This window comes from Stappia sp. G46H5W, from assembly GCF_058448995.1.
This window is the reverse complement of record NZ_JBZFLL010000004.1, coordinates 1-21,272: the sequence shown is the minus strand read 5'-3', so window position 1 is coordinate 21,272 and position 21,272 is coordinate 1. Positions and strand designations below refer to the sequence as shown.

Below are 21,272 nucleotides of genomic sequence, written 5' to 3'. Positions count from 1 at the left end.
TCCCCAGCGTCATTCGCGCGATCCTAGCGGGCCAGGCAGCCGGGTACAAATCGCGGAAAGGCAAGATCAGGCACGTCGGTCCGCGCGAATCATCTCCGCGGCCTTTTCGGCAATCATCATGGTCGGAACGGCCGTGTTGCCGGAGGTGATCGCCGGCATGACGGAGGCGTCCGCGACACGAATGCCGCCCACGGCCCTCAGCCTAAGCCTCGCATCGACGACGGATGCCTCGTCGCTCCCCATGCGGCAGGTCCCGACCGGATGAAAGATCGTCGTCCCGATGTCGCCCGCCGCCCGCGCCAGGTCCTCGTCGCTGCGTACCAGGGGACCGGGCAGGTGCTCGAGCGGCGAAAAGCGCGCCATCCTGTCCGTTGCCATGATCCGGCGCGTCAGCCGGATGCTGTCGGCCGCGACCTTGCGGTCGCCGGCCGTCGACAGGTAGTTCGGCCGGATCTCGGGATGGGCGAACGGGTCGCGGCTCGCGACATGCACGCTGCCCCGGCTCTCGGGCCGCAGGTTGCAGACACTCAAGGTGATCGCCGGGAAGGAGTGGAGCGGCTCGCCGAACTTGTCGAGCGATAGCGGCTGCACATGATACTCGATGTTCGCGGTCTCGAATGCCGGATCCGACTTTGCAAAGACGCCGAGCTGAGAGGGCGCCATCGACATCGGCCCGGAGCGCGACAAGGCGTATTCCATCGCGATCTTCGCCTTGCCGAAAAGGTTCGAGGCCAACTGGTTCAGGGTGACCGCCCCGCTGACCTTGAAGATCGTGCGGATCTGCAAGTGGTCCTGCAGGTTGCTTCCCACCTGCCGGCTTTCGCCGACCACGTCGATGCCCTGGCGCGCAAGCACCTCCGGATCGCCGATGCCTGACAGTTCCAGGATTTGCGGAGAGCCAATAGCCCCGGCCGACAGCACCAGCTCGCCGGCGACCCTCGCCAGTGCGGGGGCGCCATCGACGCGCAGCTCGACCCCGCTCACCCGTCCATCGGCGACGGTCAGCCGGGTCACCTGCGCACCAGTGACGATCTTGAGGTTCTGGCGGCCCGCAACAGGCTTCAGGAACCCCTTTGCTGCCGTCCAGCGGATACCGCCTCGCTGAGTGACCTGAAAATAGGACGAGCCGAAATTGTCGCCGCGGTTGAAGTCGTCGATCTTCGGGATCCCGACCTCCTCGCAGGCATCGCGCACCGCATCGAGAATGTCCCAAGATAAACGCTGCTGCTCGACGCGGCATTCGCCGCCCCGGCCGTGCATGTCGTCGGAAAGCTCGTAGTGGTCCTCGGCGCGGCGGAACAGCGGGAGGACGTCGTCCCAGCCCCAGCCCTCCAGCCCCATCTGGCGCCAGCCGTCATAGTCGCGCGCCTGGCCGCGCATGTAGATCATGCCGTTGATGGCGGAGCAGCCGCCGAGCACCCGGCCGCGCGGATAGGAGAGCGAGCGGCCGTTGAGGCCGGGTTCCGGCGCGGTCTTGAAGCCCCAGTCGGTCCGGGGATTACCCATGCAGTAGAGGTAGCCGACGGGAATGTGGATCCAGACGTAGTCGTCCTTGCCGCCCGCCTCGAGCAGCAGGACCTTCACCTGCGGATCGGCCGAAAGGCGATTGGCCAGCACACAGCCGGCCGAGCCCGCGCCGACGATCACGTAATCCCATTCCCCCAGGTCGCGCATGGTTCCTCCCTGCCCTGGCCCGCGTGGAGCGGAACGATGCCCGCTGGCGCCGTCGATGGCAAGGAGGGAAAGCCCAGCGCCCGGAACGGCCGGGCGCTGGCTTTGTCAGAGGGAGGCTTCAGCCTCAGCAACTGCGCGATCGACCTCTTCGGCAAGGCCCGGCTCCAGCCCGAGACGGGCGGCGAGCATCTGCAGATAGGCTCGTTCTGCCGGATGATCGGGATCGATGGCGAGACGCGAGGCCGCATAGACCTCCAGCGCCGCCTCGGGGCTTTTCGCCCCCTTCACCACGCGGTCGATATCCAGCGGCGCCCGCAGCTCGTCCATCACGAAGGCCTTGGCCTCGCTGTCGAGATCTAGCGTATCGAGCTTGTCGAAGATCTTGCGCTGCTCGTCGGCATCGATATGCCCATCCGCCTTGGCGGCCGAGATCATCGCTGTCAGCAGCACGAGAGCGAACTCTTCCTCTCCACCCGGCTGACGCGCTGGAGAGAAGGGGGAATCGGAGGGAGGAGGCAGCACCGGAGCGGACGAGGAGGAAGCAGCCGGAGCCGTCTGCGCGGGAGCGGAAGCGCCCCCACCGCCGCGATAATCGCGATAGGCCTTGTAGGCGAGGCCGGCAACCAGCGCCATGCCGCCGTATGTCAGAGCCTTCTTGCCGATCTTGCGGCCGCTCTTGGTGCCGAGCAGCAGGCCTGCAAGGCCGCCGGCCAGCGCGCCGCCCGCAATTCCGCCGGAGCCGGAGGAGCGCAGATAGTCCTGCCCGCGCGCCAGAAGGTCGCCCGCGCCGCCCCCACCGGATCCGCTTCGCCCGGAGCCTGCCGAGGAACCGCCCTGGCCCATGAACTCCTCAAGCAGCTTGCGTGCATCGAACATCGTTGTCTGTCTCCGGTCCCTTGACGATTGGCGGCAGCCCAGGGCGTACCCCGGAGCATTCACGTCTGGAGATGGGAAGCGAAAGGCGCGACTGCAAGCATCGGACCACCTGCTCAGGCAAAAGGCAGACGGTTGTCGTCCTTCAGCGTCTCCATGGCGATGGAGGAGCGGACGTTGCGCACCGCTTCATGCGGCAGCAACTCGTCATTGATGAAGCGCGACAGCGCCGCCAGGTCCGCGACCGCCACCTTCAGCATGTAATCCATGTCGCCGGTCAGCACATGCGCCTCCTGAACCTCGGGCAAGGCCCGCACCAGATCGCGAAAACGGCGGGCGTTCTGGCGGCTATGGGCATTGAGCGCGACGCCCACGAACGCAACGACGCTGAAACCCACGGCCGCGGCATCGACATCGGCCCGGTAACGGCGGATGACGCCCTCCTCCTCCAACCTCTGTCGCCGCCGCGAAACCTGCGAGGCGGACAGCCCGATCCGCTCGCCGAGCTGCTGGTTGGTGACCGCCGCATCATCTTGAAGGCTTGCAAGCAGGCGAATGTCAAAAGGGTCAAGATCCGTCATCTTGTGCGCACTCTATCTTGATTATGCACGTTTTGTGCATTGATAGCCCATTACGCACCCAGAATGCACGCACCTTGCATCGAACGGGGCGCATACTGTGCGAAGTTTCGCTTTCCAGAGGAGGACAGCATGGGACCGTTTCCGCACGACGCACCGCCCGCCAAGATCGACGAGAACAACCCGGCCGGCACGGACGGCTTCGAGTTCGTCGAGTTTTCCCATCCCGAGCCGGAAAAGCTCGACGCCCTGTTCCGCCGTATGGGCTATGTGCCCGTCGCTAGGCACAAGACGAAGGCGATCACCCTCTACCGCCAGGGCGACATCACCTATGTGCTGAATGCCGAGCCCGGCTCGCATGCCATGCGCTTCGTCGAGGAGCACGGTCCCTGCGCGCCCTCGATGGCCTGGCGCGTGGTCGATGCCCGTCACGCGTTCGAGCATGCGGTGAAGATGGGGGCGACGCCCTATCACGGCGACGACAAGGCACTCGACGTCCCTGCCATCGTCGGCATCGGCGGCTCGCTGCTGTATTTCGTCGAGACCTACGGCGCCAAGGGCTCGGCCTATGACGACGAGTTCGAATGGCTCGGGGAACGCGACCCGCGTCCGGCAGGGGTCGGCTTCTATTACCTCGATCACCTGACCCACAACGTCTATCGCGGCAACATGGACAAGTGGTGGGACTTCTACCGCGACCTGTTCGGCTTCAAGCAGATCCACTTCTTCGACATCGACGGACGCATCACCGGCCTCGTCAGCCGGGCGATCACCTCGCCCTGTGGCAAGATCCGCATCCCGCTGAACGAGTCGAAGGACGACACCAGCCAGATCGCCGAATACCTGCGCAAGTACAAGGGCGAAGGCATCCAGCACATCGCGGTCGGCACGGACAACATCTACGACGCCACCGACCTGCTGTCGGACAACGGGCTGAAGTTCATGCCCGGCCCGCCGGACACCTATTACGAGATGTCACGCGAGCGTGTGCACGGCCATGACGAGCCCATCGAGCGGATGAAGAAGCATGGCATCCTGATCGACGGCGAGGGCGTGGTGAACGGCGGGACGACCAAGATCCTGCTGCAGATCTTCTCCAAGACCGTCATCGGGCCGATCTTCTTCGAGTTCATCCAGCGCAAGGGCGACGAGGGCTTCGGCGAAGGCAACTTCCGAGCACTCTTCGAATCCATCGAGGAAGACCAGATCCGCCGCGGCGTGATCAAGGCCGACGCAGCCGAATAACGCGCGGCCGGATCGAAAGAAACAAGGGGAGCGGCCCGGCCGCTCCCCTTTTTTGTAAGGCCGCCAGGGTCCTCAGCCTGCCCCGCGGCCGCGCAAGGCGTCGAGAAAAGCCCCCGCCCAGGAGGCGGCATCGTTCTGGCAAATCCGGTCGAAGATTGCCTGCCAGCGCGAACGGCGCTCGTCGAGCGGCATGTTGAGCGCGGCCTGCAGGCTCGACGCGACGCCTTCCGCCGAATGCGGATTGACGATCAGTGCCTCCGGCATGCCTTCGGCCGCCCCCGCAAAGCGCGACAGCACCACCACACCGGGATCTTCCGCCCGCTGCGCCGCGACATATTCCTTCGCGACAAGGTTCATGCCGTCGCGAAGCGGCGTGACCAGCGCCACCCGGCTGGCACGATAGATCCCGGCAAGCGCCCGCCGGGTAAAGGAGCGGGTCATGTAGCGAATGGGTGTCCAGTCGAGATCGGCGAAGCGACCGTTGATGTTTCCGGTCAGTTCCTCGAGCTCACGCCGGATTTCCGCATAGGCATCGAGTTCGGCCCGCGAGGGCGGAGCGACCTGCATCAGGCTCACCCTGCCCCGGTTCTCCGGATAGTCCTCCAGAAGCCGGCCGAAGGCCCGGAAGCGCTCCGGCAGGCCCTTCGAATAGTCGATACGGTCGACCCCGATGATCTGTTGCCGTCCCGCGAGCAGTTTCTCGGTGCGCGCCGTATTGCGGCGCGCCTCCGGAGTCGTTGCCTGCCGGGCGAACCCCGCTGCGTCGATCCCGATGGGAAAGGCACGCGCGACAACCGTGCCGCCGGCGATGTCCAGCGTCTCGCCGTCGCGTTCGACGGCCCCGAGTTCCTCCACGGCGAACCGGCGGAAATTCGCGGCATCCCTGCGCGTCTGGAAGCCGAGAACGTCGTAGGCAAGCATGCGCCGCACCAGCCGCTCCGCATTCGGCAGGCCCGCGAGCACCTCCGGCGCCGGGAACGGAATGTGCAGGAAAAAGCCGATCGGATTGCCGACCTCCATCGCCCGCAACTCCGCCGCAAAGGCGAGAAAATGGTAGTCGTGCACCCAGATGATGTCGTCGGCCTGCAGCAGCGGGCGCAGCCGCGTCGCGAAGCGTTCGTTGACCCGCCGATAGCCTTCCTCGAAGCGTCTGTCGAAATCCGCAAGATCCAGGCGATAGTGGAGAACCGGCCAGAGCGTGCGGTTGGCGTAGCCGGCATAGAACTCGTCGTAATCCGCCTGGGTCATGTCGACCGTCGCCATCGCCACCTTGCGGGTGCCGCCCCCGTGCTTGATGTTGCCGAAGGTACCTTCCTCGGAGACTTCCCCGCTCCAGCCGAACCACAGTCCCCCCATCTCCGTCAGGGCATCGACAAGCGCCACTGCCAGACCGCCCGCCCGCCCCGTATCCTTGAGCGGTCCGACACGATTGGAGACGACGACAAGTCTGGACATGGGTTCCTCCGGTTTGCGTGTCCGTTCGCGCCGGCACAAGCCGGCCCGGCCTGCGGACCGGGATCCGACGGACACATGAAGTGGTCTGGCCGCGGCCGTGAAGGCCCGCGAGCCAGCTCGAGCGTCAGGTCAGACGAGACTTTCCCATCCGGACGAAAGCCGCATGGCGCCGTTGATGATACCGACCATCGAATAGGTCTGGGGGAAGTTGCCCCACATCTCGCCGGTCACGGGGTCGGTGTCCTCGGACAACAGGCCCACGTGATTGCGGCAGGACAGCATCGTCTCGTAGATGTCGCGCGCCTCCTCCTTCCGGCCGATCCGCGCCAACGCGTCGATGTACCAGAAGGTGCAGATGTTGAAGGCGTTCTCCGGCGCGCCGAAATCGTCTGCCGCGTGATAGCGGAACAAATGCTTGCCGCGGCGCAACGTCTCGCCGATCCGCTCCACCGTCGCGATGAAGCGCGGATCCTGCGGCGACAGGAACCCGACCTCGGCGATCAGCAGGAGGCTGGCGTCGAGATCGCGTCCCTCGAAGCTCTCGACGAAGGCATTGGTCTCGGCATTCCATCCCCGCGACAGGATCACCGAGCGGATCGTGTCTGCGCGGTCCTGCCACAAGAGAGCCCGCTCCCGCCGGCCGAACTGATGCGCGATCTTGGCGAGCCGGTCGCAGGCCGCCCAGCACATCAGCGACGACGAGGTGTGGACGCGGGCGCGGGTGCGCAACTCCCACAAGCCCGCATCGGGCTGATCGTGCATGGCGAAGGCGCGCTCGCCGATCACCTCCAGCCGCTCAAAATCATCGACACCGGGTTGTCGCAGAAGCCGCTTGTCGAAGAAGGCTTGCGAGGCGCCGAGCACGATGTTGCCGTAGACGTCGTGCTGGAAATGCTCGTACGCCTGATTGCCGACCCGGACCGGCCCCATGTCGCGATAGCCCGGCAGGTCCACCGTGGTCTCGATCAAGCGGTCTTCCAGCGCGATCCCGTAGAGCGGCTGCACGTGCCCGCTGCCGGTCATCGACGCGATATTGTTGATGTAGCGGAGGTAGTTCTCCATCGTCTCCATCTCGGAGAGCGAGTTGAGAGCCCGCACCACGAAGAAGGCATCGCGCAGCCAGCAATAGCGATAGTCCCAGTTGCGCCCGCTGTTGGCCGCTTCCGGGATCGAGGTCGTCACCGCCGCGATGATCGCGCCCGTTTCCTCGTAGGTGCACAGCTTTAGCGTGATCGCGGCCCGGATGACCGCTTCCTGGTAATCGAGAGGCAGGCCGAGGCGCCGGGTCCAGAGCCGCCAGTGCAGCACCGTCTCTTCCTCGAACTCGCGGCACAGCGTCTCGGGGTGATGCGTCAGGCTTTCGTCGGGACCGAAATAGAAGGAGACCGGCCCGTCGAGCAGGAACGGCGTCTCGTCGCGCACATAGGTGATCGAGGCATTGGTCGTCAGGCGGACGGTCTGCCCGTTGCCGACGAAACGCATGTGGTTGGAGCCGTAGGTCACTTCCGGCGCGCGCGCGCCGTAGTCGAACCGCGGACGGCAGCGCACCCGGATCCTGGGGTGGCCCGAAAGCGGCCTGACCCGGCGCACAAAAGCGGTCGGCCGGAACGTCCTCCCCTTGGTCTGGAAGCGCGGAGCGAAGTCGGTGATCTCGATGGCATTGCCGGCATCGTCGAAGATGCGCGTCACCACGACGGCGGTGTTCTCCTGATACGCCTGCTCGCTGCGGCAGGCATTCTCCAACTCGATGGCGAACAATCCGTCGCGCTCGTCGCTGCAGGTGCCCAGCAGCCCGTGAAAGACCGGATCGCCGTCGAAGCGCGGCAGGCACAGCCAGACCACCCGCGCCATCCTGTCGACCAGCGCCGCAATCGAGCAGTTGCCGATCAGGGCGAGGTCGAGGGAAGCCTTGCGGTCGAGCGTCATGGATGTCGTGTCCTTGCCTGTGCCTTTGCCGGCAGGCCGAGCGCCAGCCAGTCGCGAACGCCTTTCACGTCGCTGACACGAAAACGGGCAAGGCTCTCGGCGGTTCCCACCTTGACCCCGAAACCGCCGACGGCCTCGGCCGCGCGGATGCCGTCCTCGTCCGTCACATCGTCGCCGACGAACACCGGAGTGCGCCCGCGAAACGGGGAAAGATCCATGAAGGTCCCGACCGCCCATCCCTTGTCGCGATAAGCCGGCTTTGCCTCCACAACCATCTTACCGCGAACGAGATGCAGGTCGGGCAGTTCGGCAATCGCCGCCTGCATCACCTCCACCACCGCATCCTCGCAATCGGGCGCAATCCGGAAGTGGACGGCGATCGCCGGCCCCTTGTCCTCGATGGAGACGCCGCGCCCCAGGAGACCGCTGCCGGAAAGTGCCGCCTTCAGCGCCTCGATCTCGGGACCGACCGGCGCGCGCTCAACCTCTTCATCGGGATGCAACCGCGTCTCCAGCCCGTGCAGGCCGGCGCAGGGAAGCCGCAGAGGTGCGAGATAATGGTCGATCTCGTGGATGGGACGGCCGCTCACGATCGCCAAAGCACCGCCGAGATGCTCGACGAGCCCTTCCAGGCAGGCAATGGTCGCCCGGCTGGCCTCGACCGCATCGGGTGTCCTGGCGATCTCGACCAGCGTTCCGTCGAAATCGAGAAACAGGGCGATGTCGTCTGTCACGGGCGGTGGCGCGTTCATGCCAAGAGCCTAAGGGAACTCACCCTCGATGAGAAGTCCCGGCCCGGAAAAAGCCTTTCTTCCTGTCGTCTTGCCGCACCGCATCACGCAGCGGATACATCCATGAAGGCGCCCGGACCCGGGATTGCACCCTCCGGACACTTGCCGAGAATGATCATCCCAAGCACTTCGTCCTTGGTGACATCCTGGGTACGGGCGGTGCCGACGAGCTTGCCGTTCTTCATCACCGCCACCCGATCCGCCAGATCGAACACGTCATGGATGTCGTGGCTGATCAGGAAGATGCCGAGCCCCTGCTTCTTCAGCTCCTTGATGAGCTCGGAGACCATCTGGGTCTCCTGAACACCGAGCGCGGCGGTCGGCTCGTCCATGATCAGGATACGGGCGTTGAAATAGACCGCACGGGCAATGGCGACGGACTGCCTCTGGCCGCCCGACAACGCTTTCACCGGCGCCTTGAACTTGCGGAAGTTCGGATTGAGGCGGCTGAGGATCTTGCGGGTCTCCGCCTCCATCGCGTCGTCGTCGACAAAGCCGAGCGGCGAGACGATCTCGCGGCCGAGGAACAGGTTCGAGGCAGCGTCCAGATTGTCGGCAAGCGCCAGTGTCTGGTAGATCGTCTCGATATTGTAGTTGCGGGCATCGCGCGGGCTGTTGATTGTCGCGCGCTTGCCATCGATCAGGATCTCGCCGCTGTCCGCGCGATAGGCGCCGGACAGGATCTTGATCAGGGTCGATTTGCCCGCGCCGTTATGGCCCAGCAGCCCGACCACTTCCCCCGGATGCAGGTCGACGCTGACATTATCGACCGCATGCACGCCGCCGAAGGAAATGCAGATGTCCTGCATCTGTACGAGAGGAGTTGCCATGGCTCAGTCTCCCGTGCGCTTGCGGTAGAGGATGTCGACGAGCACCGCGACGACCAGCACCACGCCGACGACAATGTTCTGCAGCGGCGCATCCACACCGACCATGGCCATGCCCGATTGCAGCGACTGCATGATCAGCGCGCCGAGAATGGCCCCGTAGATCGTCCCGATGCCGCCGGACAGCGCCGTTCCGCCGATGACGGCCGCCGCAATGACGCGCAGTTCGTCCAGCGTGCCGATATCATTGGTCGAAAACCCGAGGCGGGCGGCGGCAACGGCTGCCGACAGCGCGCACAGCCCGCCCATGATCGCGAAGATCTTGACGGTCAGCAGACGCGTGTTGATGCCCGACAGCTCGGCCGCATCCGGATTGCCGCCGGCCGCGAAAATGTAGCGCCCGAGCCGCGTGCGCCGCGCGACCACCGTCATGCACACGGCGACGACGATCAGCAGCAGCACCGAGTAGGGCAGCCCGTAAGCCGCCGTGTACCCTTCCGGCACTTCCAGGCCGCGTGCCGCGAAGTCGCGCCGCAGGACGCGGGCCGGCACTTCGTAGGCATTGAGGACGGCGATGAAGCCGACAATGGCGCAGGCGATCACGGCACCCAGCGTCACCTCGGCCCAAACCGGCTTGACAGGAAAGCCGTGGCGTTCCTTGCGTCGGCGCGAGGAAAACTGGAGCGCAAGAGCGGCAAGAACGGCCAGCCCGGCAAAGACCCAGGACCACGTCTCGCCCAGCGTGCCGCCGATACCGCCGATCATCGTGAACCGCTCGTCCAGCGGGCCGATCGTCTGGCCGTCGGTGATGAACCAGGCCGCGTTGCGCCAGACCAGAAGGCCGCCAAGCGTGACGATGAAGGCGGGAATACCGAGATAGCCGATCAGCACGCCCTGGAAGGCACCGATCAGCGTGCCGACGACGACGCCGGCCAGGATCGCCAGGATCCAGATCGCAGGATGCCCGAGTTCCAGGCCGAAGACGACCGGCAGGACCTGCGTCTGCACCATCGCCATGACTGCGGCAACGGTCGCAAGCAGGGAGCCGACGGACAGGTCGATGTGGCGTGTCACGATGACGAACACCATGCCCGTCGCCATGATCGCAACCGACACGGTCTGGATCGTCAGGTTGAAGATGTTGCGCGGCGTCAGGAAATTGCCGCCGGTAAAGACATTGAAGACGAGGCACAGGACGACGAACGCGCCGATCATGCCGAGCAGGCGCGTATCGATCTGCAGCGCTGAGAAGAACGATCTGCTCGCCGGTGCCTTCGGTCCGGTGACTGCGGTCTCAGACATGGAAAAGCTCCCGCTTGGAGGGCGGCGCGCGTCTCGCGCCCCCTCGCGGCCGGATGTCACCCATCAGCGGCCACCCTGCCCCGACAGAAGGCCGGGACAGGGCCATCGCTTGAAGGACTGGCTCAGTTGCAGGGAGCCGGGCCGCCGCTGACGCCCTGGCACAGGGCGTCCTTGGTGATCCAGCCTGCATCGACCACGACCGACAGGTTGTCACGGGTGACGGGAATCGGCGCCAGGAAGCGTGCCGTCAACTCGGTGCCGGCGGGCGAGGTCCACTTGCCGGCCCCCTCGACGCCGTCCATCGTTCCGCCCTTGGCAAGCGCAACGGCGATTTCGCCGGCCACCTTGCCCAGCTCTCGCGCGTCCTTCCATACGGAGACGGTCTGCGTGCCCTTGGCCACACGGTTGAGAGCGGCGTGGTCGCCGTCCTGACCGGAAACCGGGATGCCTTCCATGCCCTGTGCGGTCAGCGCGGCCACGACACCGCCGGCGGTGCCGTCGTTCGAGGCAACCACCGCATCGACCTTGTTGTTGTTGGCGGTCAGGATCTGCTCCATGTTCCGCTGTGCGTTCGCGGGCAGCCAGCCGTCCGTATAGGCCTCGCCGACGATCTTGATCTTGCCGCCGTCGATTGCCGCCTGCAGCACCTCCTGCTGACCACCGCGCAGGAAGTCGGCATTGGGATCGGTGGGCGAGCCCTTGATCATCACATAGTTGCCTTCCGGCGCCAGCTTGAGGACCTCGCGGGCCTGCATGCGGCCGACCTCGACATTGTCGAAGGTCAGGTAGAAGGCGCGATTGTCTTCGATCAAGCGGTCATAGCCGACGACCGGAATGCCCTCGTTCGCGGCCGCCTGGATGGCCGGCCCGATTGCCTGGGAATCCTGCGCCAGAATGATCAGCGCATCGACGCCCTGGGCAATCAGCGCCTCGACATCCGAAAGCTGCTTGGCGGATGAAGACTGGGCATCGGCGGACACATAGGTGGCGCCGGCGGCCTCGAGCGCGCCCTTGATGGCGGCCTCGTCCGTCTTCCAGCGCTCTTCCTGGAAATTCGACCAGCTGACGCCGACAGTGATGTCCTGCGCCTGCGCATGGATCGGCAGCGCGACGGAAACGAGAAGCGCTCCGGCCAGAAGCGGGTAGAATCTGCGCATGATGTCTTTCCTCCGATTTATCCCCGCTCCTCCCATGCGGAACGAAGGATCGTGTATCAGGCAAGCTGTCCCCGGCCTGTGCCTCCCCGGCCAAAGGATGCGTGCTTTGGTTCGTCGGCGTAATTTTATTTTTTTCGACGTCCGAAAAAAAGTTGCTCCAAACGAAAGCCCCTGTCAACATGGTTTCTCGACGAGGATCGGGGATCATGACAAAAACGCCCGGCGCGCGTAAACCCTGGCCACGGCCATGCCTTGCGCACGACACGGCTCCCGTCGGGGTGGAAACGAACGCTTTGGTATGGGCATGACGCAGAAGGCTGACCGCGACCAGATACGGCGCCAGAACCGCTCGGTTGTCTTGCAGGCACTGCGCAGGAAGGGCCCTCAGGCGCGCATCGATCTCGGCCGCGTCACCCAGCTCAGCCCGGCCACCGTCACCTCGATCACCTCCGATCTGATCGCCGAAGGACTTGTCGCCGGCGTCGATGACGACGCCCAGCGGGAACGCGAGAAAGGGGCAAGAGGCCGCCCCCGCAGCCTGTTGACGCTCGACGGAACCGCCGCCCGCGTCCTTGCGGTGAAGCTCTCGGTCAACACCATCGAGATGGCGCTGGCGGACTATGCCGGACGGCTGGTCGGGCGCGACGCCGCCGCTTTCGACAGCGCCTCCGTCACCGCCGACGGGTTCGGCCAGATCCTGATCGACAGCCTGCGCAGCTTCATCGACGGACTGGGAGGCCCGCCCCCGGCAATCATCGCCCTCGCCTCGCAAGGCGTCGTCGACGACAGTGCCGGTACGGTCGCCTGGTCTCCGGCCTTCGCCGTGCGGCATGTCGAGGCGGTCGGCCCCGTCACCCGCGCCTTCGGCGTGCCCTGCCTGCTCTCGAACGACACCAACATGATCGCCGAGGCGCTGCACCGGACAGATCCCCTGCGCTACGGCGGCACCTTCGCGGTGATCTTCATCGACTACGGCGTCGGCATGGGCCTCTTCGTCAACAATCGCCTGTTCGTCGGCGAAACGGGCGCGGCGGCGGAAATCGGTCATGCCAATCACATTCCCGGCGGCTCCCTGTGCCGCTGCGGGCGTCGCGGCTGCCTGGAGGCCTATCTCGGCGACTATGCCCTGCTGCGACACGCAAAAGGGCTCGACCTGCAGACGCCCCCCTCGCACCTGCCGGTCGGGCGCGAGACGATCCGCGAACTGATCTCTGCGGCCAGGGCAGGCGAAGCAGGAGCGCTTGATGCCTTTCACGCCGGCGGCACCGCGCTCGGCTATGCCTTCGCCAGGGTGATCGCAACACTCGACCCGCGGCGCATCGTCGTCACGGGAGCAGCGGCCGACGCCTATCCGCTCATGGAAACGGCTGCGCGGGCAGCTCTGGAAGAAGCGCTGGTGGCCGATCTGCGCGGCAGCGTCGAAATCGAAGCGATCCCCTGGGAGGAGGATCTCATCCTGCGCGGCACCGTCGCGCGGGCGCTGCATGCCCTCGACACGGAGGTTTTCTCCGACACCGGGTATGGCAGCCAGAAGGAGGCACAGGGAGGATAGGCCGCATGCCTTGCTGGAAGAATGCTGCGATCCCGTTGCTCGCCATGCTGGCGCTCGGCGATCCGGCTCGGGCGGCGGACAGTCCGCCTTGGAGCGAAAGGGTGCTCGACACGCTGCTCGACCTTGAGGCCGTTGCCCGCCTGCCCATGCAAGAGAGGATCGCGGTACTGCGCGATCACGGCGAGCGCCTGTTCATCGGAAAGTTCCTGGTCGAGGAAGGCGCCGGTCGGCCGATGGCCACACAGGCGATCATCCCGACCAAACGCCGACGTCCCGTGCATCTGCGCTTCCAGCGGCTTGCAGGGCTCGACGCCAGTTCCTGTTCGTCCTGCCACCATGAGCCGGTCGTAGGCGGAGGCGCATCCTTCACCGCCAATGTCTTCGTGTCCGAAGGCTTCGAGAGCGCCGACTTCGACACGATCGACCCGCAATTTTCCAACGAACGCGGCTCGCCGGCGCTCCAGGGCGCCGGGTTGATCGAGCTTCTGGCCCGGGAGATGACGGCCGAGCTGCAGTCCCGGCGCGACACGGCACTTGCACAAGCCCGGCAGAAGGGCACGACCGTGACGGCCGAGCTCGAGACCAAGGGCGTTTCCTTCGGCACGATCACCGCCCATCCCGACGGCGGCCTCGACCTGACGGGGATCGAAGGCATCGATGCCGATCTGGTCCTGCGCCCCTTCTCGCAAAAAGGCGTCTTCGGCTCCTTGCGGCAGTTCACGGTGAATGCGCTCAACCATCACCATGGCATCCAGCCGGTGGAGCGCTTCGGCGCCCTATGGACCGGGACGACGGACTTCGACGAAGACGGGATCGTCGACGAGATCGGCGCCGCCGACGTCACCGCCCTTGTCGTATGGCAGGCGACGCTTGCCGCGCCAACCCGCAAGCCGGACCTGCCGGCCGCCTGGCAACAGGCGGCAACACGCGGAGAGCTCCTCTTTGCCGACGCCGGCTGCGCGTCCTGCCATATCCCGGCATTGCCTCTGAAGTCCGCCGTCTTCCGCGATCCCGGCCCGAGAGAGACGGCCGGCACACTGCGGGAAGCGGATGTCGAGGCCCCCCTCGAAATCGACCTTGCCGAGCTCGACTTCGTGAAGGTCCTGCCGCGCGATGCGGACGGCAACATTCTCGTTCCGCTGTTCGGCGACCTGAAGCGTCACAAGATCGCCGACGCGCAAGAGCCGACCCTCGGCAACGAACTTCTGGGACAGCGCTTCGTCGACAGGGATGTTTTCCTGACTGCGGAGCTTTGGGGCGCCGGCTCCACCGCTCCTTACGGCCACCGCGCCGACCTGACCTCCCTGGACGAGGTCATCCGCGCCCATGCCGGCGAAGCTCGCACGGCACGCAAGGCCTATGAGGCACTGCCGGACGAGGACCGGGAGGCGATCATCGCATTCCTGCGGAGCCTGGAGATCGCGCAATGACCGGCTATCCTCCGATGCACCGTGCACTCTCTGCTGCTGCCGCCGCAACCCTCGCCCTCCTCGCCGGCACCGCCAACGCGAATGCCACGGATGCGCCCGCTCCGGTGCCCCGTTTTTCGGAAGAGGCGCGGCAGGCCGGTATCGAGCACACCTATTCGGGCCCCTGGGAGTATTTCGTGGGCGGCGGCACGGCGATCTTCGACTGCGACGGAGACCGCCGGCCCGACCTGTTCCTTGCAGGCGGCGAAGGGCGGGCCGCCCTTTATCGCAACACCTCGCCCGCAGGCGGCAGGCTATCGTTCGAGCGGGTCGACACCGGCCTTCCCGAGCGCCTGCTGGAGCAGGTGACCGGCGCCTATCCGCTCGACATCGACAATGACGGCCTGATGGACCTGGCCCTGCTCCGGGTCGGCGAGAACCAGCTGTTGCGCGGAACCGGCGAGTGCCGCTTCGAGCCGGCCAATCGCCGCTTCTCCTTCAATGGCGGGCGTAGCTGGACCACGGGTTTTGCCGCCGTGTTCGAGAAGGACCTCGCCTTCCCCACTCTCGCCTTCGGCAATTATGTCGACCGCAGCGCCCCGGGTTCGCCTTGGGGAACCTGCGACGACAATGCGCTCCATCGCCCGCGCGCCGGGGAGACACCGGATTACTCCGAGAGCTTCGCCCTGACACCCGGCTATTGCAGCCTCTCCCTCCTGTTCACAGACTGGAACCGCTCCGGCGAACCGGCGCTGCGCGTCTCCAACGACCGTCACTATTATCGTGGCGGAGAAGAGCAGCTCTGGGCCCTGCCGCCCGGCCGGCCGCCCCGCCCCTATCGCCGCAGCGACGGCTGGCGCCATCTCAAGATCTGGGGAATGGGCATCGCCACGACGGACCTCGACGGCGACGGGCTGCCGGAATATGCGCTCACCAGCATGGGCGACACCAAGCTGCAGACCATAGACCAGGAGGGAGACGATCTCCTGCCGGTCTATCGCGACATCGCTTTTGACAAGGGCGTGACCGCGCACCGCCCCTATACGGGCGAGGACATGCGTCCCTCGACCGGCTGGCATGCGGAGTTCCAGGACGTCAACAACGATACGCTTCAGGACCTGTTCATCGCCAAGGGCAATGTCGAGGCGATGCCGGACTTTGCCGCCTTCGACCCGGACAACCTGCTGATCCAGCAATGGGACGGTCGCTTTGCGGAGCAGGGCGCCCGCGCCGGCGTCGCTCTCGACCGGCGGGGACGTGGCGCCGGCCTTGCCGATTTCAACATGGATGGACTGCTCGACCTTGTCGTCGTGAACCGCTCCGCGCCCGTCAGCCTGTTCCGCAATCTCGGCCGCGACGACGGCAGCCAGCGGCCGAAGCCGCTCGGCAACTGGGTCGCCATCGCCTTGTCGCAGGATGGCGTGAACCGCAATGCCGTGGGGGCGAAGCTGAGCATCCGCGTCGGCGCTCGCAGTCTCACCCGCGACATCGGTATCGGCGGCGGCCACGCCTCCGGCCACGCCGGTTTCGTCCATGTCGGGCTCGGTGTGGCCGAGCGGGCCGTCATCCGGGTGCGCTGGCCCGACGGCGACTGGAGCCATGGCTACCGGGTGTTCGCCAACCAGTTCGTACTGATCGACCGCGGCGAGGAAAATGCCCGCTACTGGTATCCGCCGCGCGAGGCCGGCAACTAGACCCGCTGCAGCAGCAATGCGGACCCGAGCCCGCCGGCGCTCGCAATGGCGGCGAGCCCGAAGCTGCCCGCGCCCTCGCGCAGCAATTCGTGAAACAGCCGCACGGCGAGGATCGCACCCGAAGCCCCGATGGGATGCCCCCGGGCAAGGGCTCCCCCCCCACGGTTGACGGTTGACGGATCGAGGCCGAGATCCTCTATGCAGGCCATCGCCTGCACCGCATAGGCCTCCATCACCTCGCTTGCCGAAAGGCCTTCGCTTTCGATCCCTGCCGCGGAAAGCACCTTTCGCGAGGCCTCGACCGGCGCGAGCCCCGGCAGGCAAGGATCTCCGCCCAAAGCCCCGCCGGCGACGATCCGACAGGCGGGCACGGATGGATTTCGGTCCAGCCAATCCTGCGACACGACCAGCGCAAACGCCGCCGCGTCCGCCGAGACGGCGGCAGTTGCTGCCAGCACCCGATGCCCGGCCTTTCCGGCGAGCGAACGGGATCGGCGGCAGGTCTCCAGCGTCAGCCGGCGAGCGAAACTGTCGTGGGAGAGCCCCGCAACGTCGACGATCTCGCCTGCGAACCGCCCTGCCTCGGCGGCTGCGCGCGCCAGAGCGTGGCTCTCGACAGCAAAGGCGGCCTGTGAGTCCTCATGAACCTCCCGCAACTCGGCAAGACCGGCAGCGGCCTCCGGCATGTCGGGATCGCGGTCGGGCCAGGGGGTGAAGGGTGGCCGGTCATAGGCCACAGGCGCTTCGTCTTTTGTCGCCGGACGGCGCATGCGCAGCGGCGCCCGCGAGTAGCTCTCGACACCGCCGGCAAGCACGCACTCGGCGGCCCCGGCTTCCACCATGCGCGCAGCCAGGATGATCGCATCCAGGCCGGAGCAGCATTGGCGGTCAAGGGTCAGGGCAGGAACGTGGTCCGGGAGCCCCGCCAGCAGGGCCGCCCGCCGGGCCGGGTTGCCGCCGCCATAGAGGGCGTTTCCGGCCATGACCTCATCGACGATATCTACGCCCCCGGCCGATAGGCAGGCGCGCATCACCGGCGCGGCGAGCGCATCGACCTCAAGGGCCGCGAACGCCCCGCCCATCGGCGCAACGGCGCTACGCTTTGCTGCGATCAGAAACGCCGGCATCGGCTTCCTCCTGCTCCAGCACCCAGGCTCCTATCGTCTGAAGATCCGATTTTCCGCCAGGCGTCAGCGGCCAGTGCTCGGCGACATGAAAGCTGCGCGGCACCTTGGCTCGCTCCAGCCGTGCAAGGCAGTGGCGGCGCAGGTCCGCCTGAGCCAGTGCCGGGTCCGCCAGCTGAACTGCCGCAACAATCCGCGCGCCGCGCAATGTGTCGGGCACACCGAAAACGGCAGCCTGGGCAATGCCCGGATACTCGAGCAACACCGTCTCGATTTCCTCGGCAAACACGTTGAGCCCCGATGTCACGATCATCCGCCCGCCGCGCCCGGCAAGAAAGACCCGCCCCTCGTCATCCACGCGCCCCCGATCGCCCAGGGTCAGCCAACCGGCATCGCTCCGGGTCATCGGCTCGTCCCCCATCACATACCGGTCGAAAAGCAAGGGACTGCGAACCCAGATTTCCCCGTCCTGGCCGGCAGGCAGCGCCTTGTCGTCTTGTCCGCGCACCTCCAGCTCCACTCCGGGAAAGGGGCGCCCGACGCCCTCGCTATACAGATCGGCCGGGCCTCTGTGAGAGATGAAACTGGTCTCGGACGTGCCGTAGAATTCGTGGCATTCGGCTTGCGGAAAAACAGCGGCGACCAGCTCGCGGTCGCGCGCATGCCACTTCGCGCCGCTGATGAGAACCCGCCTTAGGCAATGAAGGCGCAGCCCTTCCCTGTCGCCGGCAATTGCCAGCAGACGCAACTGCGTCGGCGTGGTCACCAGCACCGTACTCATCGCCTCCTGCATCCGTCGCAGCACGGCCAGAGGCTGAAAACTGCGCACGACATCCACCCGCCAGCCGCGATGCAGGCCGTGGATCGCCCCGAAAAGATGCAGGGAATGGCCAAGGCCACCAGGCACAAGAACGCGCTCGTCCGCGCCGAGGCCGAACGCCTCGTCCGCAAGACGGAAGCTCTCCGTCCAAGACCGATGCGACCGTTGAAAGGCTTTGGGCTGGCCGGTCGAACCGGACGTCAGGCCGATATAGAACGGCGTGCCGGGCCCTGGAGCCATCGGCTTCGACGCCTCCTCGGGCACAGCCCTGCTATCGAAAGAAATATCGGTCCAGTCTTCGAAGAGCGGCCCAATAGACTGGCGAAGCCGGTTCCCATGCCGCTCCAGATGCGCAGGGTCGACAACGACGGCTGCCCGGCCGCTGCGAGCCGCAGCAAGGAGCTGGCCGAGCGCCTCGACTGCTTCGCCCGTCGTCACCAGCACCCGGTCCGCCGCCGCTTTTTGCGCAAGCAAAACTTCGGACGCCGTTACCAGCTCCAGAAGCTCTGCTCGATTGAGGGCCCGTCGCCCGTCGCTGACGGCAGTGCGGTTTGGGTCCTGCGCAGCTAACCGTTCCAGCGTTGCTCCCACATGCGCCATTGCGCCCCCGAGCAGTCTATTGCCGGGAGAAGATGGCATCCGGACGACCCCGCTCGATCGCACTGGCGACCAGCGCCGTGCCGAAACACTTCAGGATATCGCCGGGAACGAAGACAAGCGCTCCGATGGCAGACTCCCAGAGCGGCTTTCCCGCCACAAGGGAAATGCCGAGTATGCCGAACGGGTAGAGGGCCAGAATGCCCCCGACCATCGACGCTGCCAGTGCCGAAGGGAATACCGGGCGATGGCGGAGCAGCTGCATGGTCAAGCCGCAGACGAAGGCAGCAACCGGAAACCCGATGAGAAAGCCGGCGGAAGGAAGAAAGAACACGCCGATGCCGCCGCGTCCGCCTGACAGGACGGGCATGCCAAGCGCAACGATGAGGAGAAACAGAAGCACGGCGAACGCGCCCCGAACTGGGCCCAGCATGACGCCGGCCAGCATGATGCCGAGCGTTTGGGCGGTGATCGGAACACTGCCGGTGATCGGCGTGGTGAAGGCGGGCAGGTAATACCCGAGTGCAGAGATCACAGCCACATGAATGGCGATATGCACCAACGAGCGATCGGCGGTCATCGTCCAGCCCTACCCTCTTCCCGGTCGTCGTCCCTCTCCGGCGGGCAGCCATCCGCTCCGCCACGGGCCGCAAGCGCTTCTGCGACATGGTCGGCGGCATTTAGGGCGTGGATGCAGAGCGGCGCAACAAGTTTGACATGCCCGTTCCGTCCGGAGCGCGCACGATAGGCCTCGTTGAGCTGCTGTGTCACGTCGACCAGCATCGGCGTGAAGCGAATGGCGAGCGCGATTGCCAGTGCCAGCCTCCGCTCGGACAGACCGATCAAGGCGACGGGGCGGAACACGGGCGTCAACGTATCGAGCATGTCGTCGAGCCGGGTGGTTAAGGTAATGAGAGTTGCCAGCAACAGCAGCGACGCCAGACGCAAGGCGACGATGACACCCGCTTCCAGCGTGCCGAACAGCCCGTGCAGCGCAAGAATGAAGGCAACGACGAAGGCAACCGGCCTCAAGGAGCGCAGGACGGCGCCCATGCCTGCCCCCAAAGACGCCAGCAGGACCAGCGCGCACAGCAGCACGGCCCCGAGAACCAGCGGGGAATCGACCGGCAGCAGCAGCATGGAGACGAGAAACAGCCCGAGCAGCTTCCATCCTGCACTCACCCTGTGCAGCACGGTGCTCCCCGGCAGATAGGAGGAGATCAAAGGCCGTCCGCCGTCAGTTGGCCCGCCCGCGCCCGGGCAAACGCCCGATATTCCGGCAGCAGTTCGTCCGGGCGTCCCTCTCCGACGACGGCTCCCTTGTCAAGCCAGATGACCCGGTCGAACTCCGACAGCATGTCGAGGTCATGGCTGACCATCACCACGCGCGCAGGGATCGCGGCGATGTGGGCGGCAAAATGCAGTCGCAAGGAGAGATCGAGACCCGAGAACGGTTCGTCGCAAAGCAGCAGCCCCGGTTCGGAGATGCTGGCGGCGAGCAGACACACGAGCTGTTTCTGGCCTTCCGACAGCAAGGCGACAGGTCGTTCGGCCCAGCCTTCGCAGCCGTGCTGTACCAAGGTATGGCGCGCCAGGGTTTGGGCATCGCTGCGCGTTGCCCCCATCTGCCGCGGTGCGAAGGCAAGCTCTTCCAGGACGGTGGGAAAGATTATCTGGTGGTCCGGGTTCTGGAATACCATGCCGACATGCCTCGGCAACTTGCGGCGGTTCTTGCGGGTATCGAGGCCGAACACCGTCACCGCGCCTTCATCCGGCAAGAGAAGTCCGTTTAGGAGACGTAGAAGCGAACTCTTGCCGGAGCCGTTGAGGCCGACAAGCGCGATCCGGCGTTCCGAAAGCTCCAGTGAGAGCCCTTGAAAAACAGAAAAAGCGCCACGCTTGAGCGTGACGCTGTCGATAGAGGCAAATTGTGTCTGGGAAACGGACATCAGAGGTCCGAAAACTCGCGAGGCTGCTCCACCCCGCGGTGTTTGTTGTATTTGTAGAGGATTGTTTTTTGCGCTTTGCGGGCCTGGCGGCGACCGACTCTCCCACGTCTTGAGACGCAGTACCATTGGCGCTGGGGCGTTTCACTTCCGAGTTCGGGATGGGATCGGGTGTTTGGGTCCCCGCAATGGCCACCAGGCCGGCAGAGCGCAAAAATCGTGAACTGGTCTTAGGTTTTGTATTGCTTCGTCTTTTTGGGACGATGGATGGGCATTGACTAATGAGAGTGATCAAGCCGATC

Annotated in this window: 18 protein-coding genes and 1 rRNA gene; 4 read left to right on the top strand and 15 right to left on the bottom strand. The window is 65.7% G+C overall.

Annotation, left to right across the window (positions count from 1 at the left end; genetic code table 11):
• Positions 1-66: 66 nt before the first annotated feature.
• The 3 genes from ACVJ6E_RS13055 to ACVJ6E_RS13045 all read right to left on the bottom strand — a co-directional run bounded on the left by ACVJ6E_RS13055 (position 67) and on the right by ACVJ6E_RS13045 (position 3,128).
• Positions 67-1,674 (bottom strand): GMC family oxidoreductase N-terminal domain-containing protein, encoded by a 1,608-nt coding sequence (locus tag ACVJ6E_RS13055; RefSeq protein WP_120269708.1) that lies wholly within the window; start codon positions 1,672-1,674, stop codon positions 67-69.
• Between the two features lie 105 nt (positions 1,675-1,779).
• A complete protein-coding gene (locus ACVJ6E_RS13050) occupies positions 1,780-2,550 on the bottom strand; it encodes a tellurite resistance TerB family protein (protein ID WP_120269709.1) in 771 nt (256 codons plus the stop codon).
• A gap of 113 nt (positions 2,551-2,663) precedes the next feature.
• The gene (locus ACVJ6E_RS13045; protein ID WP_120269710.1) at positions 2,664-3,128 is read right to left on the bottom strand and encodes an Lrp/AsnC family transcriptional regulator; all 465 of its coding nucleotides are present in this window, start codon (positions 3,126-3,128) and stop codon (positions 2,664-2,666) included.
• 129 nt (positions 3,129-3,257) lie between these two features.
• Between ACVJ6E_RS13045 and hppD the strand changes: the two genes are divergently transcribed.
• Complete coding sequence (gene hppD / locus ACVJ6E_RS13040) at positions 3,258-4,370, top strand: 4-hydroxyphenylpyruvate dioxygenase (protein ID WP_120269711.1); 1,113 nt, start codon at positions 3,258-3,260, stop codon at positions 4,368-4,370.
• A 72-nt stretch (positions 4,371-4,442) separates the two neighbouring features.
• On the opposite strand, the gene ACVJ6E_RS13035 is transcribed toward hppD, so the two are convergent.
• The 6 genes from ACVJ6E_RS13035 to xylF all read right to left on the bottom strand — a co-directional run bounded on the left by ACVJ6E_RS13035 (position 4,443) and on the right by xylF (position 11,828).
• Positions 4,443-5,825 carry a trehalose-6-phosphate synthase gene (locus ACVJ6E_RS13035; RefSeq protein WP_120269712.1) on the bottom strand — a complete coding sequence of 461 codons (1,383 nt, stop codon included), beginning with the start codon at positions 5,823-5,825 and terminating at the stop codon, positions 4,443-4,445.
• A 129-nt stretch (positions 5,826-5,954) separates the two neighbouring features.
• Positions 5,955-7,751, bottom strand: coding sequence for a glycoside hydrolase family 15 protein (locus ACVJ6E_RS13030; protein ID WP_120269713.1), 1,797 nt, complete (start codon positions 7,749-7,751; stop codon positions 5,955-5,957).
• Positions 7,748-8,503, bottom strand: coding sequence for a trehalose-phosphatase (gene otsB, locus ACVJ6E_RS13025; RefSeq protein WP_199681299.1), 756 nt, complete (start codon positions 8,501-8,503; stop codon positions 7,748-7,750). The genes ACVJ6E_RS13030 and otsB overlap by 4 nt, the downstream gene beginning before the upstream one ends.
• Before the next feature lie 83 nt (positions 8,504-8,586).
• Entirely contained in the window at positions 8,587-9,372 is a 786-nt protein-coding gene (locus ACVJ6E_RS13020) for an ATP-binding cassette domain-containing protein (RefSeq protein ID WP_208996770.1), read from the bottom strand.
• Positions 9,373-9,375: 3 nt separating this feature from the next.
• Complete coding sequence (locus ACVJ6E_RS13015; protein ID WP_120269716.1) at positions 9,376-10,671, bottom strand: sugar ABC transporter permease; 1,296 nt, start codon at positions 10,669-10,671, stop codon at positions 9,376-9,378.
• Positions 10,672-10,793: 122 nt separating this feature from the next.
• On the bottom strand, positions 10,794-11,828 hold the full coding sequence (xylF, locus tag ACVJ6E_RS13010; RefSeq protein WP_120269717.1) for a D-xylose ABC transporter substrate-binding protein: 1,035 nt from the start codon (positions 11,826-11,828) through the stop codon (positions 10,794-10,796).
• A gap of 304 nt (positions 11,829-12,132) precedes the next feature.
• On the opposite strand from xylF, the gene ACVJ6E_RS13005 reads away from it, so the two are divergent.
• Genes ACVJ6E_RS13005 through ACVJ6E_RS12995 form a run of 3 tightly spaced genes read left to right on the top strand, consistent with a single transcriptional unit; the run spans position 12,133 to position 16,483 of the window.
• Entirely contained in the window at positions 12,133-13,380 is a 1,248-nt protein-coding gene (locus ACVJ6E_RS13005) for an ROK family protein (protein ID WP_120269767.1), read from the top strand.
• Positions 13,381-13,385: 5 nt separating this feature from the next.
• Positions 13,386-14,810 (top strand): di-heme oxidoredictase family protein, encoded by a 1,425-nt coding sequence (locus ACVJ6E_RS13000; protein WP_120269718.1) that lies wholly within the window; start codon positions 13,386-13,388, stop codon positions 14,808-14,810.
• On the top strand, positions 14,807-16,483 hold the full coding sequence (locus ACVJ6E_RS12995; protein WP_491676472.1) for a CRTAC1 family protein: 1,677 nt from the start codon (positions 14,807-14,809) through the stop codon (positions 16,481-16,483). The genes ACVJ6E_RS13000 and ACVJ6E_RS12995 overlap by 4 nt, the downstream gene beginning before the upstream one ends.
• Here ACVJ6E_RS12995 and ACVJ6E_RS12990 read toward each other — a convergent pair.
• The 6 genes from ACVJ6E_RS12990 to rrf form a co-directional block, all read right to left on the bottom strand.
• Positions 16,480-17,610, bottom strand: coding sequence for a thiolase family protein (locus ACVJ6E_RS12990; protein ID WP_120269719.1), 1,131 nt, complete (start codon positions 17,608-17,610; stop codon positions 16,480-16,482). The genes ACVJ6E_RS12995 and ACVJ6E_RS12990 overlap by 4 nt on opposite strands.
• Complete coding sequence (locus ACVJ6E_RS12985) at positions 17,579-19,027, bottom strand: AMP-binding protein (RefSeq protein ID WP_158592724.1); 1,449 nt, start codon at positions 19,025-19,027, stop codon at positions 17,579-17,581. The genes ACVJ6E_RS12990 and ACVJ6E_RS12985 overlap by 32 nt, the downstream gene beginning before the upstream one ends.
• A gap of 16 nt (positions 19,028-19,043) precedes the next feature.
• On the bottom strand, positions 19,044-19,604 hold the full coding sequence (locus ACVJ6E_RS12980; RefSeq protein WP_120269721.1) for a biotin transporter BioY: 561 nt from the start codon (positions 19,602-19,604) through the stop codon (positions 19,044-19,046).
• Positions 19,601-20,248: an energy-coupling factor transporter transmembrane component T family protein gene (locus ACVJ6E_RS12975; protein ID WP_120269722.1), complete on the bottom strand. Its 648-nt coding sequence runs from the start codon at positions 20,246-20,248 to the stop codon at positions 19,601-19,603. The genes ACVJ6E_RS12980 and ACVJ6E_RS12975 overlap by 4 nt, the downstream gene beginning before the upstream one ends.
• Positions 20,245-20,973, bottom strand: a complete 729-nt coding sequence (locus ACVJ6E_RS12970; RefSeq protein WP_120269723.1) for an ABC transporter ATP-binding protein — start codon at positions 20,971-20,973, stop codon at positions 20,245-20,247. Before ACVJ6E_RS12970 ends, ACVJ6E_RS12975 begins: the two co-directional genes overlap by 4 nt.
• Positions 20,974-21,054: 81 nt before the next feature.
• A 5S ribosomal RNA gene (gene rrf / locus ACVJ6E_RS12965) occupies positions 21,055-21,170 on the bottom strand.
• Between the last annotated feature and the right edge of the window lie 102 nt (positions 21,171-21,272).

Bases quoted from the DNA above. Each gene is read 5' to 3' on its own strand.
- ACVJ6E_RS13055 (WP_120269708.1), bottom strand. From the start codon at position 1,674: ATGCGCGACCTGGGGGAATGGGATTACGTGATCGTCGGCGCGGGCTCG.
- ACVJ6E_RS13050 (WP_120269709.1), bottom strand. From the start codon at position 2,550: ATGTTCGATGCACGCAAGCTGCTTGAGGAGTTCATGGGCCAGGGCGGT.
- ACVJ6E_RS13045 (WP_120269710.1), bottom strand. From the start codon at position 3,128: ATGACGGATCTTGACCCTTTTGACATTCGCCTGCTTGCAAGCCTTCAA.
- hppD (WP_120269711.1), top strand. From the start codon at position 3,258: ATGGGACCGTTTCCGCACGACGCACCGCCCGCCAAGATCGACGAGAAC.
- ACVJ6E_RS13035 (WP_120269712.1), bottom strand. From the start codon at position 5,825: ATGTCCAGACTTGTCGTCGTCTCCAATCGTGTCGGACCGCTCAAGGAT.
- ACVJ6E_RS13030 (WP_120269713.1), bottom strand. From the start codon at position 7,751: ATGACGCTCGACCGCAAGGCTTCCCTCGACCTCGCCCTGATCGGCAAC.
- otsB (WP_199681299.1), bottom strand. From the start codon at position 8,503: ATGAACGCGCCACCGCCCGTGACAGACGACATCGCCCTGTTTCTCGAT.
- ACVJ6E_RS13020 (WP_208996770.1), bottom strand. From the start codon at position 9,372: ATGGCAACTCCTCTCGTACAGATGCAGGACATCTGCATTTCCTTCGGC.
- ACVJ6E_RS13015 (WP_120269716.1), bottom strand. From the start codon at position 10,671: ATGTCTGAGACCGCAGTCACCGGACCGAAGGCACCGGCGAGCAGATCG.
- xylF (WP_120269717.1), bottom strand. From the start codon at position 11,828: ATGCGCAGATTCTACCCGCTTCTGGCCGGAGCGCTTCTCGTTTCCGTC.
- ACVJ6E_RS13005 (WP_120269767.1), top strand. From the start codon at position 12,133: ATGACGCAGAAGGCTGACCGCGACCAGATACGGCGCCAGAACCGCTCG.
- ACVJ6E_RS13000 (WP_120269718.1), top strand. From the start codon at position 13,386: ATGCCTTGCTGGAAGAATGCTGCGATCCCGTTGCTCGCCATGCTGGCG.
- ACVJ6E_RS12995 (WP_491676472.1), top strand. From the start codon at position 14,807: ATGACCGGCTATCCTCCGATGCACCGTGCACTCTCTGCTGCTGCCGCC.
- ACVJ6E_RS12990 (WP_120269719.1), bottom strand. From the start codon at position 17,610: ATGCCGGCGTTTCTGATCGCAGCAAAGCGTAGCGCCGTTGCGCCGATG.
- ACVJ6E_RS12985 (WP_158592724.1), bottom strand. From the start codon at position 19,027: ATGGCGCATGTGGGAGCAACGCTGGAACGGTTAGCTGCGCAGGACCCA.
- ACVJ6E_RS12980 (WP_120269721.1), bottom strand. From the start codon at position 19,604: ATGACCGCCGATCGCTCGTTGGTGCATATCGCCATTCATGTGGCTGTG.
- ACVJ6E_RS12970 (WP_120269723.1), bottom strand. From the start codon at position 20,973: ATGTCCGTTTCCCAGACACAATTTGCCTCTATCGACAGCGTCACGCTC.